General features: G+C 72.9%; 16 protein-coding genes and 1 pseudogene. 14 read left to right on the top strand and 3 right to left on the bottom strand.

What is annotated here, in order from left to right:
* The first annotated feature begins 201 nt into the window (after positions 1-201).
* The 12 genes and pseudogenes from R2740_RS10665 to ccsB all read left to right on the top strand — a co-directional run bounded on the left by R2740_RS10665 (position 202) and on the right by ccsB (position 12,583).
* On the top strand, positions 202-888 hold the full coding sequence (locus R2740_RS10665) for a redox-sensing transcriptional repressor Rex (protein WP_371302661.1): 687 nt from the start codon (positions 202-204) through the stop codon (positions 886-888).
* A complete protein-coding gene (locus tag R2740_RS10660) occupies positions 885-2,183 on the top strand; it encodes a glutamyl-tRNA reductase (protein WP_371302660.1) in 1,299 nt (432 codons plus the stop codon). The genes R2740_RS10665 and R2740_RS10660 overlap by 4 nt, the downstream gene beginning before the upstream one ends.
* Positions 2,183-3,151 (top strand): hydroxymethylbilane synthase, encoded by a 969-nt coding sequence (hemC, locus tag R2740_RS10655; protein WP_371302659.1) that lies wholly within the window; start codon positions 2,183-2,185, stop codon positions 3,149-3,151. The genes R2740_RS10660 and hemC overlap by 1 nt, the downstream gene beginning before the upstream one ends.
* On the top strand, positions 3,148-4,839 hold the full coding sequence (locus R2740_RS10650; RefSeq protein WP_371302658.1) for a uroporphyrinogen-III synthase: 1,692 nt from the start codon (positions 3,148-3,150) through the stop codon (positions 4,837-4,839). Before hemC ends, R2740_RS10650 begins: the two co-directional genes overlap by 4 nt.
* Positions 4,840-4,943: 104 nt before the next feature.
* Positions 4,944-5,861, top strand: a complete 918-nt coding sequence (hemB, locus tag R2740_RS10645; RefSeq protein WP_371302945.1) for a porphobilinogen synthase — start codon at positions 4,944-4,946, stop codon at positions 5,859-5,861.
* Positions 5,862-5,901: 40 nt separating this feature from the next.
* Positions 5,902-6,471, top strand: a complete 570-nt coding sequence (locus tag R2740_RS10640; protein ID WP_371302657.1) for an NYN domain-containing protein — start codon at positions 5,902-5,904, stop codon at positions 6,469-6,471.
* A 157-nt stretch (positions 6,472-6,628) separates the two neighbouring features.
* A complete protein-coding gene (gene hemL / locus R2740_RS10635) occupies positions 6,629-7,948 on the top strand; it encodes a glutamate-1-semialdehyde 2,1-aminomutase (protein WP_371302656.1) in 1,320 nt (439 codons plus the stop codon).
* Positions 7,945-8,373 (top strand): annotated as a pseudogene (locus R2740_RS10630) (histidine phosphatase family protein); the annotation flags it as partial. The gene hemL and the pseudogene R2740_RS10630, both read left to right, overlap by 4 nt.
* A 258-nt stretch (positions 8,374-8,631) precedes the next feature.
* Positions 8,632-9,186: a TlpA family protein disulfide reductase gene (locus tag R2740_RS10625; protein ID WP_371302655.1), complete on the top strand. Its 555-nt coding sequence runs from the start codon at positions 8,632-8,634 to the stop codon at positions 9,184-9,186.
* A gap of 3 nt (positions 9,187-9,189) precedes the next feature.
* Positions 9,190-9,954 carry a cytochrome c biogenesis CcdA family protein gene (locus R2740_RS10620; RefSeq protein WP_371302654.1) on the top strand — a complete coding sequence of 255 codons (765 nt, stop codon included), beginning with the start codon at positions 9,190-9,192 and terminating at the stop codon, positions 9,952-9,954.
* On the top strand, positions 9,951-11,561 hold the full coding sequence (locus tag R2740_RS10615; RefSeq protein ID WP_371302653.1) for a cytochrome c biogenesis protein ResB: 1,611 nt from the start codon (positions 9,951-9,953) through the stop codon (positions 11,559-11,561). The genes R2740_RS10620 and R2740_RS10615 overlap by 4 nt, the downstream gene beginning before the upstream one ends.
* Entirely contained in the window at positions 11,558-12,583 is a 1,026-nt protein-coding gene (gene ccsB / locus R2740_RS10610) for a c-type cytochrome biogenesis protein CcsB (protein ID WP_371302652.1), read from the top strand. Before R2740_RS10615 ends, ccsB begins: the two co-directional genes overlap by 4 nt.
* Positions 12,584-12,610: 27 nt before the next feature.
* Here the strand turns inward: ccsB and R2740_RS10605 are convergent, their stop codons facing one another.
* Both R2740_RS10605 and R2740_RS10600 read right to left on the bottom strand, forming a co-directional pair.
* Positions 12,611-12,949, bottom strand: coding sequence for a hypothetical protein (locus R2740_RS10605; protein WP_371302651.1), 339 nt, complete (start codon positions 12,947-12,949; stop codon positions 12,611-12,613).
* 28 nt (positions 12,950-12,977) lie between these two features.
* Entirely contained in the window at positions 12,978-13,166 is a 189-nt protein-coding gene (locus R2740_RS10600) for a hypothetical protein (RefSeq protein ID WP_371302650.1), read from the bottom strand.
* Positions 13,167-13,211: 45 nt separating this feature from the next.
* Between R2740_RS10600 and R2740_RS10595 the strand changes: the two genes are divergently transcribed.
* Complete coding sequence (locus R2740_RS10595) at positions 13,212-13,481, top strand: DUF4229 domain-containing protein (protein ID WP_371302649.1); 270 nt, start codon at positions 13,212-13,214, stop codon at positions 13,479-13,481.
* A gap of 25 nt (positions 13,482-13,506) precedes the next feature.
* Here the strand turns inward: R2740_RS10595 and R2740_RS10590 are convergent, their stop codons facing one another.
* Positions 13,507-13,992 carry a MarR family winged helix-turn-helix transcriptional regulator gene (locus R2740_RS10590; RefSeq protein ID WP_371302648.1) on the bottom strand — a complete coding sequence of 162 codons (486 nt, stop codon included), beginning with the start codon at positions 13,990-13,992 and terminating at the stop codon, positions 13,507-13,509.
* A 142-nt stretch (positions 13,993-14,134) separates the two neighbouring features.
* On the opposite strand from R2740_RS10590, the gene R2740_RS10585 reads away from it, so the two are divergent.
* Positions 14,135-15,442, top strand: coding sequence for an MFS transporter (locus R2740_RS10585; protein ID WP_371302647.1), 1,308 nt, complete (start codon positions 14,135-14,137; stop codon positions 15,440-15,442).
* Positions 15,443-15,510 lie beyond the last annotated feature (68 nt).

Raw genomic sequence — 15,510 nt, 5'->3', positions numbered from 1 at the left:
GCCGCCTCGGGTGTGGGGTAGGTCACATCGTGATCCGCCCGTGATCGCTCGGTTTTGTTCTCACGTTCACAAACTCCTACAGTGAGTTCGCCGAGCGGAAGCCGACCCGGGAAACCGGACGGGGCATGTCAGGGCCTCGTTCGTGGGCGCCCAGCAGCACTGCGCCCGCCCCGGGGCCGCAAGGCTAGAAACGGAACGCCAGTGACCTCACGCCCGTCCGCCGAGCCCCGGGACATTCCCGAGGCCACCGTGGCGCGACTTCCGGTCTACCTCCGGGCGCTCACCACGCTCACGGAGGACGGCGTCGCGACCTGCTCCAGCGAGGAGCTCGCCCAGGCGACGGGCGTCAACAGCGCCAAGCTGCGCAAGGACCTGTCCTACCTCGGCAGCTACGGCACCCGCGGGGTGGGCTACGACGTCGCCTACCTGCGCTACCAGATCGCCCGGCAGATCGGGGTCACCCAGGACTGGCCGGTCGTCATCGTCGGCATCGGCAACCTGGGTCACGCGCTGGCCAACTACTCCGGCTTCCGCAGCCGCGGCTTCCGGGTCGTCGCGCTGCTCGACGCCGACCCGCAGCGCCAGCACGAGGTCGTCGCCGGAGTCGACGTACGTCCCTTCGACGACCTGGAGACCATCGTCGCCGACTGCGGCGTCGCGATCGGCGTGATCGCGACGCCCGCCGGCGCCGCCCAGGACGTCGCCGACCGGATGGTGGCCGCCGGCATCCGCAGCATCCTCAACTTCGCACCGACGGTGCTCTCGGTCCCCGACGGTGTCGACGTCCGCAAGGTCGACCTGTCCATCGAGCTGCAGATCCTCGCCTACCACGAGCAGCGCAAGTCGCCGCACCTCCCGCTCACCCCGATCGAGGAGGCCGCGATATGAGCGTCCTCGTGGTGGGCATCTCCCACAAGACGGCGCCGGTGGCGCTGCTCGACCAGCTCGCCCTCGACGGTGACGGGGTCGCCAAGCTGCTCTCCGACGCCGCGGCCGGCGCGCACGTCGCGGAGTCGACCGTGGTCGCGACCTGCAACCGGCTGGAGATCTACGCCGTCGTCGACCGCTTCCACGGCAGCGTCGAGGAGCTCTCGCGGCTGCTGCTCGACCGTGCCGACGAGCCCGCCGAGGCGCTGCTGCCGCACCTCTACGTCCACTACGACGACGGCGCGGTCTCGCACCTGTTCCAGGTGGCGTCGGGCCTCGACTCGATGGCCGTGGGCGAGGGCCAGATCCTCGGCCAGACCCGCGACGCGCTCCGCCTCGGACAGGAGGGCGGCACCGTCGGACCGGTGCTGAACTCGCTCTTCCAGCAGGCGCTGCGGGTCGGCAAGCGCGCCCACGCCGAGACCGACATCGACCGCGCCGCGCCCTCGCTGGTCAGTGCCGCTCTGGAGGCGGCCGCCGAGACCACGCCGGTCGCCGGCGCCCGGGTGCTGGTGCTCGGCGCGGGCTCGATGGCCTCGCTGGCGGTCGCCGCGGTCACGCGTTCCGGCGCCGTCGACGTCGTCATCGTCAACCGCACCGCGGAGAGCGCCGAGCGCCTCGCGGCCGAGTACGCCGGCCGGGTGGCGCCGCTGGCCGCCCTCGGCGAGGAGCTCGCGGTCGCCGACCTGGTCATCGCCTGCACCGGCTCGGCCGACCTGATGGTCACCCCGGAGATGCTCCCGCGGCGGCCCCTCACGCTGGTCGACCTGGCCCTGCCCCACGACATCGACCCCGCCGTCGGCGCACTCCCCGGTGTCCGGCTGGTCAACCTGGCCCTCCTCGGGGAGCGGCTGTCCGCCTCCTCGGCGGGGCAGGAGGTCGAGGGGGTCCGGTCGATCGTGGCCCAGGAGGTGTCGGCCTACCTCACCGCCCGCCGGCAGGCCAGCGTCACCCCCACCGTGGTCGCGCTGCGCACCATGGCCACCGGCCTCGTCGACGCCGAGCTCGAGCGGCTCGACGCGCGGCTCCCCGAGCTCGACCCCGCGCTGCGCCGCGAGGTGGCCCAGGCCATGAGCCGGCTGGCCGACAAGCTGCTGCACCAGCCGACGGTGCGGGTCAAGGAGCTGGCCGACGAGGGGGGCGCGGTCTCCTACGCCGCGGCGCTGGCCGAGCTCTTCGCCCTCGACCCCGATGCCGTCGAGGCCGTCACCAGGCCGGTCGTCACCGACGAGGCATCGCGTGGGGAGGGGCTCTGATGACGGCTCCGCTGCGTCTCGGCACCCGCGCCTCGACGCTCGCCCGCACCCAGTCCGAGGCGGTCGCCGCGGAGGTGACCGCCCGGCTCGGGCGCGAGGTCGAGCTGGTGCCGGTGACCACCGAGGGTGACCTCACCGACGCGCCGCTGGCGTCGTTGGGCGGTGCCGGCGTCTTCGTCAGCGCGCTGCGGGCGGCGCTGCTGCGCGGCGAGGTCGACCTGGCGGTCCACTCGCTCAAGGACCTGCCGACGGCCGACGAGCCGGGCATCGCCCTGGCCGCCGTACCCCTGCGGGAGGACCCGCGCGACGCCGTCGTGGCCCGCGACGGGCTGACCCTCGGCGAGCTGCCGGTCGGCTCCACGATCGGCACGGGATCACCGCGACGGGCCGCCCAGCTCGCCGCGCTCGGCCTGGGCCTGGAGATCACCGACCTCCGCGGCAACGTGGACACCCGCCTGCGCCGGGTCGCCGAGGGCGACCTCGACGCGGTGGTGCTGGCTCGCGCCGGCCTCGCCAGGCTCGGCCGGGTCGACGAGATCACCGAGACCCTCGACCCGCTGCAGATGCTTCCCGCACCCGGCCAGGGCGCGCTGGCCGTCGAGTGCCGCGCCGACGACACCGACCTCGTCGCGGCGCTGTCGGCTCTCGACGACGCCGCCACCCGGGCCGCCGTGCTCGCCGAGCGGGCGCTGTTGGCTCGGCTCGAGGCCGGCTGCTCCGCCCCCGTCGGAGCGCTCGCCGAGGTCGTCGAGGGAGACGACGGCGACGAGCTGTGGCTGCGCGCGATGGTGCTCTCCCTCGACGGCGCGCTCAGCGTCCGCATGTCAGCCTCCGGCCCCCTCGGCGACGCCTCCGGCGTCGGGGTCCGCCTCGCCGAGCAGATGCTCGACGACGGCGCCGCCGATCTGATGACCACGGCGTCCAGCCAGGGCGCCGCCGCCAGCAGCACGAGAAGGCAGCACGCATGACTCGTCGATCCTCTTCGCGCCCGGCCTCCGCCTCCCGGCAGAGCCGTCCGTCCACCCAGGTCGCCACTCCCGCCACGCCGCGCGGTTGGGTGTCGTTCGTGGGCAGCGGTCCCGGCGATCCCGACCTGCTCACCGTGCGCGCCGCGGCGCTGCTGCGCTCGGCCGATGTCGTGGTCACCGAGGTGGCCGCGCACGAGCCGATGGTGCGCGCGCTGCTCGGCCTGCCGCTCGAGCCCACCCCCGACGAGAAGGGCCCGGTGTTCGTCGACGGTGGCTTCGGCGAGGACGGCCAGCCGCTCACCCATGCCGCGCGCGCCAAGGTCGTCGTCCGCGAGGCCAAGCGCGGTGACGCGGTGGTCCGGCTGATGGCCGGCGACCCGTTCCTGCACGCCAGCGGCCCCGAGGAGGCCCAGGCCTGCGTCAAGGCCGGGATCGCCTTCGAGATCGTGCCGGGGGTCAGCGCCGCCGGCGCCGTGCCGGCGTACGCCGGCATCCCGCTGACCACCAAGTCCACCCGCGAGGTCGCGGTCGTGGCCTATGCCCCCAAGCTCGACTGGACCCGCTACGCCCACCCGGCCACCCTGGTCGTCCTCGGCGCGGGGGAGCACCTCGCCGAGCTCTCGGACTCGCTCGTGGCGGCCGGCTTCGACGAGGACACCCCGGTCGCGGTCACCCAGCACGGCACCACGACGCAGCAGACCACCGTCACCTCGACGCTGGCCCAGCTCGCCGCCGACGCCCGTTCGGCCGTGGTCGGCTGCCCCGCGGTGGTCGTCGTCGGCCACGTGGTCGACCTGCGCGAGGCGCTCTCGTGGTTCGAGAGCAAGCCGCTGTTCGGCTGGCGGGTGCTGGTGCCCCGCACCAAGGAGCAGGCCGGCTCGCTGTCGGCCCGCCTGCGTGGCTACGGCGCGGTGCCCGAGGAGGTGCCGACGATCTCCGTCGAGCCGCCGCGCAACCCGCAGCAGATGGACAAGGCGCTGCACGGCCTGGTCGAGGGCCGCTACGAGTGGATCGCGTTCACCTCGGTCAACGCGGTCAAGGCGGTGCGTGAGAAGTTCGAGGAGTACGGCCTCGACGCCCGCGCCTTCTCCGGTCTCAAGATCGCCTGCGTGGGCGACAAGACCGCGGCCTCGCTGGCCGCCTGGGGGCTGCGCGCCGACCTGGTGCCGACGGGGCAGCAGTCGGCGGCCGGCCTGCTCGAGGACTGGCCGGAGTACGACGAGCTGCTCGACCCGATCAACCGGGTGTTCCTGCCGCGCGCCGACATCGCCACCGAGAACCTCGTGGCCGGGCTCATCGACAAGGGCTGGGAGTGCGACGACGTGACGGCCTACCGCACGGTCCGCGCCGCACCGCCGCCGGCTCCCACGCGCGACGCGATCAAGACCGGCAAGTTCGATGCGGTGGTGTTCACGTCGTCCTCGACGGTGCGCAACCTGGTCGGCATCGCCGGCAAGCCGCACGCGTCGACGGTGATCGCCGTGATCGGGCCGGCCACCGCCAAGACCGCCGAGGAGCACGGCCTGCGGGTCGACGTGCTGGCCGCCAAGCCCGACGTCGAGGTGCTGGTCGACGCGCTCGCCGACTTCGGTGCCGCGCGGCGCCGGGCGCTGCTCGACGAGGGGCTGCCGGTGACCAAGCCGTCGGAGCGCAAGCCCTCGGCCCGGCGCCGGGCGAGCTCGAAGTAGCCGTGGCCGCCCAGGAGGCCGCCGCCCGTCGCCTGCCCGGCGACCCGGTGGCCGTCCCCGTGGTCCGCCCGCGTCGCTTGCGGCGTACCCCCGGGCTGCGCCGGATGGTGGCCGAGACCACGCTGGCGCCCGGGCAGCTGGTGCTGCCGATGTTCGTCCGCGAAGGGCTTGCCGAGCCGCGGCCCATCGCGTCGATGCCGGGGGTCGTCCAGCACACCCGCGACACGCTGGTGCGGGCTGCCGAGGAGGCCGCGGAGCTGGGCCTCGGCGGCGTGATGCTGTTCGGCGTCCCCGAGACCCGCGACGAGCGGGGCACCGGCGCCGTCGACCCGGGCGGCATCCTCAACCTCGCCATCGCCGACGTGGTGTCGGCGGTCGGCGACGCGCTCACCGTGATGAGCGACCTGTGTCTCGACGAGTTCACCTCGCACGGCCACTGTGGCGTGCTCACCCCCGACGGCCGGGTCGACAACGACGAGACGCTCAAGCTCTATGCCGACATGGCCCTGGCCCAGGCCGACGCGGGCGTCGACATGGTCGGCCCCAGCGGGATGATGGACGGCCAGGTCGGGGTGATCCGGGCCGCGCTCGACGCGGCCGGGCACGCCGAGGTCGGGGTGCTGGCCTACTCCGCGAAGTACGCCTCCGCGTTCTACGGCCCGTTCCGGGAGGCCGTCGACTCCTGCCTCGAGGGCGACCGGCGGACCTACCAGCAGGACCCCGCCAACGCCGTCGAGGGCGTCCGCGAGGCGCTGCTCGACGTCGCCGAGGGCGCCGACATCGTGATGGTGAAGCCGGCGCTGGCCTATCTCGACGTGCTGCGCCGGGTGCGCGACGCCGTCGACGTCCCGGTGGCCGCCTACAACATCTCGGGCGAGTACTCCATGGTCGAGGCGGCCGCCGCCCGCGGCTGGATCGACCGGGAGGCCGCGATCCTCGAGACGCTGACGTCGATCCGCCGGGCGGGCGCCGACGTGGTCCTCACCTACTGGGCCGCCGAGGCGGCGCGGCTGCTGCGCTGACCGGGGCGGGTCGACCGGCCGGCCCGCTAGGGTCGGGGTCATGTCCGAGCCAGCCGCCGGCGCCGCCACCCGGCGTACCGTCCTGCTCGTCGACGGCGAGAACGTCGACGCCACCCTCGGTGCCTCGATCCTCGGTCGCCGACCGCAGCCCGAGGAGCGGCCGCGGTGGGAGCGGCTGCTGCAGTTCTGCCGCGACCACTGGGACACCGACGACGTGGTCGGGCTGTTCTTCCTGGCCGCCAACGACCCGCTGCCGATGTCGTTCGTGCAGGCACTGCTGGCGATCGGCTACAAGCCGGTGCCGCTGTCCGGCGCGGGCAACCAGAAGGTCGTCGACCTGGCCATCCAGCGGACCCTCGAGGCGCTGCGCGACACCGGCGACGACGTGGTGCTGGTCAGCCACGACGGCGACTTCCTGCCGCAGCTGAAGGACGTCTGCGACGGCCGCCGGGTCGGCGTGATGGGGTTCCGGGAGTTCTGCAACCTGGGCTTCAGCGAGCTCGGGGTGGAGTTCTTCGACCTGGAGTACGACGTCCGCGCCTTCAACGGCAGCCTCCCGCGGATCCGGATCATCCCCATCGACGAGTTCGACCCGCGCGACTTCCTGTGAGGGTTTGTTGCTTCACCATGCTGAGTAGGTGGAGCTGCACGTGGCACGGCCAATTCGTCGTGCGAAGTGCGGTTTCGCCCACTCAGCATGGTGAAGCAGCAACACCCCAGCCCGCACCGATGAGGGGGGCGCTGGGGGCGTCGGCCACAATGTCGGGGTGAGTCGGTCCGAGCCCATCCAGTCGCGCGCCCTCTTCGAGCGGGGCAGGGTGGTGACGCCGGGTGGGGTCAACTCCCCGGTCCGCGCCTTCAACGCGGTCGGCGGCACCCCGCGGTTCATCCGCAGCGCCCAGGGGGCCTGGCTCACCGACGTCGACGGCAACGAGTACGTCGACCTGATCTGCTCCTGGGGGCCGATGCTGCTGGGTCACGCACACCCCGAGGTGCAGGCCGCCGTCCAGGCGGCCGTGGCCCGCGGCACGTCCTACGGCACGCCCACCGAGCCCGAGGTCGAGCTCGCCGAGGAGATCGTCGCCCGCACCCCGGTCGACCAGGTGCGCTTCGTCTCCTCCGGCACCGAGGCGACGATGTCGGCGATCCGGCTGGCCCGGGGTGCGACCGGCCGCGACCTGGTCGTGAAGTTCGCCGGCTGCTACCACGGCCACGTCGACGCGCTGCTCGCCTCGGCCGGGTCGGGGCTCGCGACCTTCGCCGTCCCGGGCACCCCGGGGGTGCCGGAGTCGTCGACCGCCCTCACCATCGTGCTCCCTTACCACGACCGGCAGGCCGTTGAGGCCGCCTTCGCCGAGCACGGCGACCGGATCGCGTGCCTGATCACCGAGGCCGCTCCGGGCAACATGGGCGTGGTGCCTCCCGACCCGGGCTTCAACGCGTTCCTGGCCGAGACCTGCCGGGCCCACGGCGCCCTGTTCGTCAGCGACGAGGTGATGACCGGCTTCCGGGTCACCCGCCAGGGGCAGTGGGGCCTCGACGGCGCGGTCGAGGGCTGGCGTCCCGACCTGATGACCTTCGGCAAGGTGATGGGTGGCGGGCTGCCCGCGGCGGCGTTCGGGGGCCGCGCCGACGTGATGGCCCGGCTGAGCCCGGAGGGGCCGGTCTACCAGGCCGGCACGCTGTCGGGGAACCCGGTCGCCACCACCGCCGGGCTGACCACGCTGCGGCTGGCCACCGAGGAGGTCTACGCCGGCCTCGCGGCCACCGCCGCCACCATCCAGCAGGCCGCCGCTGACGCGCTCGACGCGGCCGGCTGCCCCCACCGCGTGCAGGCCACCGGCACCATGTTCTCCGTGTTCTTCACCGACTCGCCCGTCCGTGACTTCGCCGACGCCTCGGCCCAGGACACCGCCGCCTATGCCGCGTTCTTCCACGCCATGCTCGACCGGGGCGTCTATCTGCCGCCGTCGGCCTATGAGGCGTGGTTCGTCTCGGCGGCCCACGACGACCGCGCCGTGCAGACGATCCTCGACGCGCTCCCCGAGGCCGCCCGCGTCGCGGCCGCCGCGGGAGGCGCCGCATGAGCGTCGAGTCGCGTCTCGAGACGACCGTCCACCTGCTCCGGCACGGCGAGGTGCACAACCCCGACGGCGTGCTCTACGGCCGCCGCGACGGCTTCCACCTCTCCGAGCTCGGCCGCCGGATGGCGCAGCGGGTCGCCGACACGATCGGAGAACGCGACATCGTCCACCTCGTGGCGTCTCCGCTGGAGCGCGCCCAGGAGACGGCGGCGCCGCTCGCCGCGGCCCGGGGTCTGGAGATCGCCAGCGACGAGCGGATCATCGAGTCCACCAACGTCTTCGAGGGCTGAGCTTCGCCAAGGGCGACGGCCCGGTCCCGAAGGCGCTGCTGCGACGTCAGCTGGCGACACCTCTGGAACCCGTTCAAGCCCTCCTGGGGCGAGCCCTACGCCGAGGTCGCCGCCCGGATGCGCGCCGCCGTGCTCGACGCCCGAGCCGCGGCCGCCGGGCACGAGGCGGTGCTGGTCAGCCACCAGCTGCCGATCTGGTCGCCCGCCTCTCCGCCGAGGGCCGCCCTTCCTGCACGACCCGCGCCAGCGGCAGTGCACGCTGTGCTCCCTGACGTCGTTCCACTTCACCGGCGGCCGGCTCGACCGGGTGAGCTACTCCGAGCCTGCCGGCGACCTGATCCCGGTCAAGGACAAGCGTGACACCTTCTCCGCCGGTGGCGCCGAGGAGCAGCGTCCGTGAGGCGGGTGCTGCTCCCGGTCCTGATGCTCGCCCTGGCACTCACCGGCTGCGACTCGGTGGGGAGCACCGGCGACAAGGGCTACATCTCCGGCAACGGCCAGGTCGTTCAGTTCCCCGCGGCCGACCGCGACGCCCCGGTCGAGGCCCGGGGCACCGACCTGGACGGCAAGCCGCTCGACCTCGCCGACCTGCGCGGCCAGGTGGTGGTGGTCAATGTCTGGGGCTCCTGGTGCGGCCCGTGCCAGGCGGAGGCGGCCGACCTGGTCGAGGTCGCCGACGACCCCGAGGTCGACGCCGGGTTCGTCGGCGTCAACGTCGGTGACTCCTCGGTCGACGACGCGCAGGCGTTCGTGCGTGCTCACGACGTGCCGTTCCCGACCTTCTGGGACCCGAAGGGCCAGGTGCTGCTCGCGTTCCCGGTCGCCCTGCTCCGCACCACCCCCACCACGCTGGTGCTCGACGCGCAGGGGCGGATCGCGGCTCAGATCAGCGGCCCGCTGCCCTCGGCCCAGACGCTGCGCGACGTGATCACCGACGCCGGGGAGGCCTGAGCCGTGGGCGACTGGTTCCGCGAGCAGGCGCTGTCGGGGTCCCTGGCCCTGGCCGTGCCGGTGGCGCTGATCGCCGGGCTGGTCTCGTTCTTCTCGCCGTGCGTGATCCCCCTGCTGCCGGGCTACCTCTCCTATGCCACCGGTCTGTCCGGCGCCGACCTCCAGGACGCCGAGGTCACCCGCGAGCGTCGCGGCCGGATGCTCGCCGGGTCGCTGCTCTTCGTGCTCGGCTTCTCCACGGTCTTCGTGCTGATCGGTGTCGCGTCGGGCGCGGCGGGGGCGTGGCTGGTCCGCTGGCAGGACGCACTCACGATCACGCTGGGGGTGCTGAGCATCCTGCTCGGGCTGGCGTTCCTGGGCGCCGTCCCGTTCCTGCAGCGTGACTGGCGGGTGCACCGGGTGCCGGCGGTCGGTCTCGCCGCGGCTCCGTTCCTCGGCTTCCTGTTCGGCCTCGGCTGGACGCCGTGCATCGGTCCCACGCTCGGCGTGATCACCAGCCTCTCGATCAACGAGGGCACGGCCGCGCGCGGCGCGTTGCTCTCGGCGTTCTACGCCCTCGGGCTGGGACTGCCGTTCATCGTCGCGGGGGTCGCCTACGAACGGATGCTCGGCACCGTGCGGTTCGTCCGCGAGCACCAGGTGTGGGTCACCCGGATCGGCGGGCTGATGATGATCGCGGTCGGGCTGCTGCTCGTCACCGGGTGGTGGGGCCACCTGGTCACCTGGCTGCAGATCCACCTGATCGGCGGATTCGAGGTGTCGGTGTGACGACCACCGTCGAGCCCGAGGCCCCCGAAGCCCCCGAACCGCGGCCCCGCGACCTGTCGGTCCGTGAGCTGGCCCGCTGGATCTGGCGGCAGCTCACCTCGATGCGCACCGCCCTGCTCCTGCTGCTGCTCACCGCGCTCGCCGCGGTGCCGGGGTCGCTGATCCCGCAGGAGGGCGTGGACTCGCTGAAGACCTCGCGCTGGCAGGACCAGCACCCGACCCTGACGCCGATCTATGACCGGCTCGGCCTGTTCGACGTCTACAGCTCCGCCTGGTTCTCCGCGATCTACCTGCTGCTGATGATCTCGCTGGTCGGCTGCATCGTGCCGCGGCTCGGGGTCTACTGGCGGGCCCTGCGCGCCGCGCCACCCTCGGCACCGCGTCGGCTCGACCGGCTGCCCGCGCACGCGTCGTACACCTCGGAGCAGAGCGTCGAGGAGGTCCTGGACCGGGCCCGGGGGGTCCTCCGGGGGCGCCGCTATCGGCTCGCCGACGGCGACGGGGCGGTCTCGGCCGAGAAGGGCCACCTGCGCGAGGCGGGCAACCTGGTCTTCCACCTGGCGCTGCTGGTGGTGCTCGCCGGGTTCGGCCTGGGCAGCCTCTACGGCTACAAGGGCGGCGCGATCATCGTCGTCGGCGACGGGTTCTCCAACACCCTCACGTCGTACGACGACCTCGCCCCGGGCCGGCTGTTCGACCCCGACGTCATGGAGCCGTTCACGTTCACCGTCGACGACTTCTCCGCCCAGTGGCTCTACACCGGGCCGCGGGCCGGGATGGCGCAGAAGTTCGAGGCGCCGCTGACCTACCGCACCGAGCCCGGCGCGCAGGAGGAGCACTACGACCTGCGGGTCAACCACCCCCTGTCGATCGGCGGGACCGACATCTTCCTGATCGGCCACGGCTATGCGCCGGTGATCACCGTGACCGACGGCGACGGCAACGTCGCGGCCAGCGGTCCGAGGCCGTTCCTGCCCACCGACGGACGGACGTTCCGCTCCTTCGGTGTGGTCAAGGCCGCCAACGCCAGCCCGACCCAGATCGGGCTGCAGGGTGAGCTCTACCCGACGTATGCCTTCGACCACGACCACGGCCCCTACTCCACGTTCGGCGAGGCACTCGACCCGTTCATCTCGATGACGGTGTGGACCGGTGACCTCGGCCTGTCCAACGGGACGCCGCAGTCGGTCTATGCCCTCGACACCGCACAGATGACGATGCTGAAGAAGGACGACGGGGCGCCGTTCCGGGTCGACCTGCGCCCCGGTGAGTCGGTCGAGCTGCCCGACGGTCTCGGCAAGGTCAGCTTCGACGGGCTGCAGCCCTGGGTGCGGGTGCAGATCAGCCGCCAGCCGGGCATCCACCTCGCACTGGGTGGGGTGATCGCCGCGCTGCTCGGGCTGCTCGGATCGCTGTTCATCCGGCCGCGACGGCTGTGGGTGCGGGCCCGCACGGGCGAGGGCGGCACCCTGGTGGAGGTCGGTGGGCTCGACCGGACCGAGGGGGGCGACCCGGCCGACGAGGTGGCGGCTATCGTGGCCGCACTGCGCGGTGAGCCGGCCCCCGACCGGCCGGGCGACCCGCAGCGAGAGGAGCCGGAGGCGTGAGCAACGCACAGTGGGAGACGATCTCCAACCAGGCGGTCGCCGCGGCCGGCGTGGTCTACTTCCTCGCCCTGCTGGCGCACCTGGTGCAGTGGAGCGCGCTGCGCAAGGTGCCGGTCGGCTCCGTCGCGCGACGTGCGACAGGGGCCGTCGGCGCCGCCGCACGGAGAGCCATTGCCGGTGAGTCACCCCAGGGGTCCGCTGTCGCCGTGCTGGAGCGCGAGCCGGCGGACGTGAGCCGGCGGGTCGCGATGTTCGCGCGCCTGGCGCTGCTGCTCACCGGGCTGGCCGTGGGGTTGCACGCCGTGGCGCTCCTGGGCCGCGGCATGGCCGCCGACCCCAACCGGGTGCCGTGGGGCAACATGTACGAGTTCACCCTGTCGGGCACGTTCGTGGTGGCGCTGCTCTATCTGGTCTTCTACCGCCGGCTGGGTCTCTCGTGGCTCGGGCCGCTGGTCACCGGCTTCGTGGTCACCCTGCTGATGGTGGCGGTGGTGTGGCTCTACGAGCCCGTCGCGCCGCTCACCGAGGCCCTCAACTCCACCTGGCTGGTCATCCACGTGGTGGCGGCGATCATCGCCACCGGGGCGTTCACGCTGGGCGGCTTCACCTCCGCCCTCTACCTCCTCAAGGCGCGCGCCGGCGATCGACCGGCGGGCTACCTCGCCCGGCTGCCCGAGCTGCCGGTGCTCGACCGGGTGTCCTACCGGCTGCACGCGTTCGGCTTCCCGGTGTGGACCTTCGCGGTGCTGATCACCGGGCCGATCTGGGCCCACCAGGCGTGGAGCTCCTACTGGAACTGGGACCCCAAGGAGGTGTGGGCGTTCATCACCTGGGTGGTCTACGCCGCCTACCTCCACGCCCGGACCACGGCCGGCTGGAAGGGCCGCAACGCCGCCTGGCTGGCGCTGCTCGGCACCGCGACGCTGTGGTTCAACTTCATCGGGATCAACTACTTCTCCACGACGTCGCAGCACTCCTACGCCGCGCCCGAGGTCGGCACGTCGGTGGTCGTCGAGCGCTGACGCCGCGGGCTCCGGCGGCCGGGCGGGCTACCAGTCGGTGCCGAAGCAGCCGGCGTAGAGCTCCTGGTAGGTCGACGAGGTCTGGCCGTCGTCGTGGATCGGTGCGCCGAGGATGGCGTAGTAGGTGTCGCCGTACGCCGTGAAGCGCTGGTCGGTCTTGGTGCACTCCTTGATCTCCGAGACCTGGAGCACGCCGTCGCCGTCCTTGCAGCCGGCGTAGTCCTCGGGCAGGTCCTCGCCCGCGACCCAGACCTGGTCGCACGAGGGCAGCGACTCGCTGGCGGGGGTCGGCGCGTCAGCACCGCAGCCGCTCAGCAGCGCAGTGAGAGCGGCCAGAGGCGCGGCGACGGCGAGCAGGCGAGGCATGGGCCTCACGGTAGTCGGACGGCGCGGCTCAGGGGTCGGAATCGTCGCGTTGCCGGCGGCGCCGGTCGAGGTCGCGCAGGAAGTCGGGGTCGTCGTCGGGGGCGACCGGGCGCGACGGCCTCGCGGGGGTGCGGCCGGGGCCCGGACCCTGGACCAGGCGAACGACGGCATAGATGACCGCGCCCAGGATGAGCACCACGATCATCACCTTCAGCACACCTCCAGGGTAGACGCCTCGTGGTTGCCACCTAGGGTGGGCCTCGTGAAGGAGTTCGTGGTCTACACCCTGATGCGCCTGCTGCTGTTCGTCGCGGTGCTCGCCGTGGTCCTCGGCCTGTGGATCCTCGTCTTCGGGCACGAGGCGTCCGTGCTGTGGCCGCTGCTGGTGTCGTTCCTGCTGTCCGGGGTGCTGTCGGTCTTCCTGCTCAACCGGCCTCGCGAGGCGTTCGCCCGCAAGGTCCAAACCCGTGCCCACCGGGCCGCCGAGCGCTTCGAGGCTCGCCGCGGCGCCGAGGACGACTCGGCCTCCTGAGCCGGCCCGGCCACCGGGCCCGGGGCTATCCCCGTCGGCGGCGGTCGCGGCGCTCCTCGTCGAGGGCCCGCAGCCGGGTCAGGGCGTCGCCGGCGGCCAGCAGGCTGCGCCGCTCGTCGTCGTCGAGCTGCTCGATCAGCTCGGCCATCGCCGCCGCGCCGGCCCGGCGCCGCCGAGCCATCAGTCGGGCGCCGCGGGCCGTCGCCCGGACCAGGATCGCCCGTCCGTCGGTGGGGTCCGGGGCGCGTTCGACGTAGCCCGCTCGCTCGAGGTTGCTGACCAGCGCGGTCATCGACGGTTGGGCCACGCCCTCGGCCGCCGCCAGGTCACTGAGCCGCTGCGGCCCGGCGCGCTCGACGCTCGCCAGGGTCGACAGCGCGGTCAGGCTGAGGTCGCGGGGTACGGCGCGGAGCGCGGCCACCAGCAACCCGTAGAGGTCGGTGGCGACCCGCTCCGCCTCTCCGGAAGCCTGCGGCGCCGACCGTGACGGTGACGACGACGCCGGCGACATGGCCACAGCATAGGCGTGCTGGCGGTGAATACATAGATGGCTCTATGCTTCTGGATAGATAGAACAGTCTATGGATCCTTGCGATCGCCCAGGAGGCCCCTGCATGTCAGCGTCCGGAGCCGCCGTATCGCACCCGACGTCCGTGGCAGCGAGCCCCTTCCGGCAGCCGAAGGCCGTCTGGGTGGTGGCCTTCGCCTGCGTCATCTCCTTCATGGGCATCGGCCTGGTCGACCCGATCCTCCCGTCGCTGGCGTCCCAGCTGGAGGCCACGCCCGCGCAGGTGGAGCTGCTGTTCACGAGCTATCTCGTCGTCACCGCCGTGGCCATGCTGGTGACCGGCTGGGTGTCCAGCCGGATCGGCGCCAAGAGGACGCTGGTCGCCGGACTGGTGCTGATCGTGGCGTTCTCGGCGATCGCGGGAGCCAGCGGCAGCATCCACGAGATCGTGCTCTACCGCGCCGGCTGGGGGCTCGGCAACGCGCTGTTCATCGCCACCTCGCTGGCGGTCATCGTGGGCTCCGCCGCGGGTGGCTTCGCCGGTGCGATCGTGCTCTACGAGACCGCGCTGGGCGTCGGGATCGCGTGTGGACCCTTGGTCGGCGGGCTGCTCGGCGAGATCAGCTGGCGAGGGCCCTTCTTCGGCGTCTCCGTGCTGATGCTGATCGCGCTGGTGGCGACGGTGGTGCTGGTCGACCCGACGCCCAGGCCGGAGACCCCGTCGTCGATCAAGGAGCCACTCGTCGCGTTGCGACACCGCCCGCTGGCCATGACCAGCCTCACCGGTCTGCTCTACAACTGGTGCTTCTTCACCATCCTGGGCTACGCCCCGTTCCTGATGGACCTCTCACCGATCCACCTGGGCCTGGTCTTCTTCGGCTGGGGGTTGATGGTCGCGGTGTTCGCGGTCTTCGGGGCGCCGGCCCTCAAGGCCAGGTTCGGCACGCCCCGGACCCTCTACGCCAGCTTCGCCTTCATGGCCGCGGTGTCGCTGACGATCGCCGTCTGGTCGGCCGACCGATGGGTGGTCATCGGCGCGGTCGTCGCGTCGGGGATCGTGATCGGGCTCAACAACACCCTGGTCACCACGGCCGTCATGAGCGTCTCGCCGGTCCCGCGGCCGGTCGCCTCGGCGACCTACGGCTTCGTCCGGTTCATCGGCGGTGGGCTGGCGCCGTTCGCCGCCGGCAAGCTGGTGGAGGTCACCAACGTCCACGTGCCGTTCGTGCTCGGCGCCGTCACGGTGCTGGCCGCCGCGCTCGTGCTGTCCACGGTGCACGGATCCCTCGTCGCCGCCGACGAGGAGCAGCTGCACGCCGTGCCCTCGCCCGAGCGAGAGGACGCCGAGCGTGCGGTGTTCGAGGTCCCGGCCCTCGAGGACGAGGCGATCCTGGCCGCCGAGGCGCTGCACGAGGACGCGCGGCTGGACCGGCCGGGCCCACTCCCCGGCTAGCTCCTTCAGACGACGGGTACGCCGGCCAGCGCGCCCTGCAGCGCCTCCTCCGAGAGCGGGTCGTCGGC

The sequence above is a fragment of the Nocardioides sp. genome, assembly GCF_041393715.1.
GTDB lineage: Bacteria > Actinomycetota > Actinomycetes > Propionibacteriales > Nocardioidaceae > Nocardioides.
Note: the sequence above shows the minus strand (reverse complement) of the source record. Positions and strands in the feature narration are given on the sequence as shown.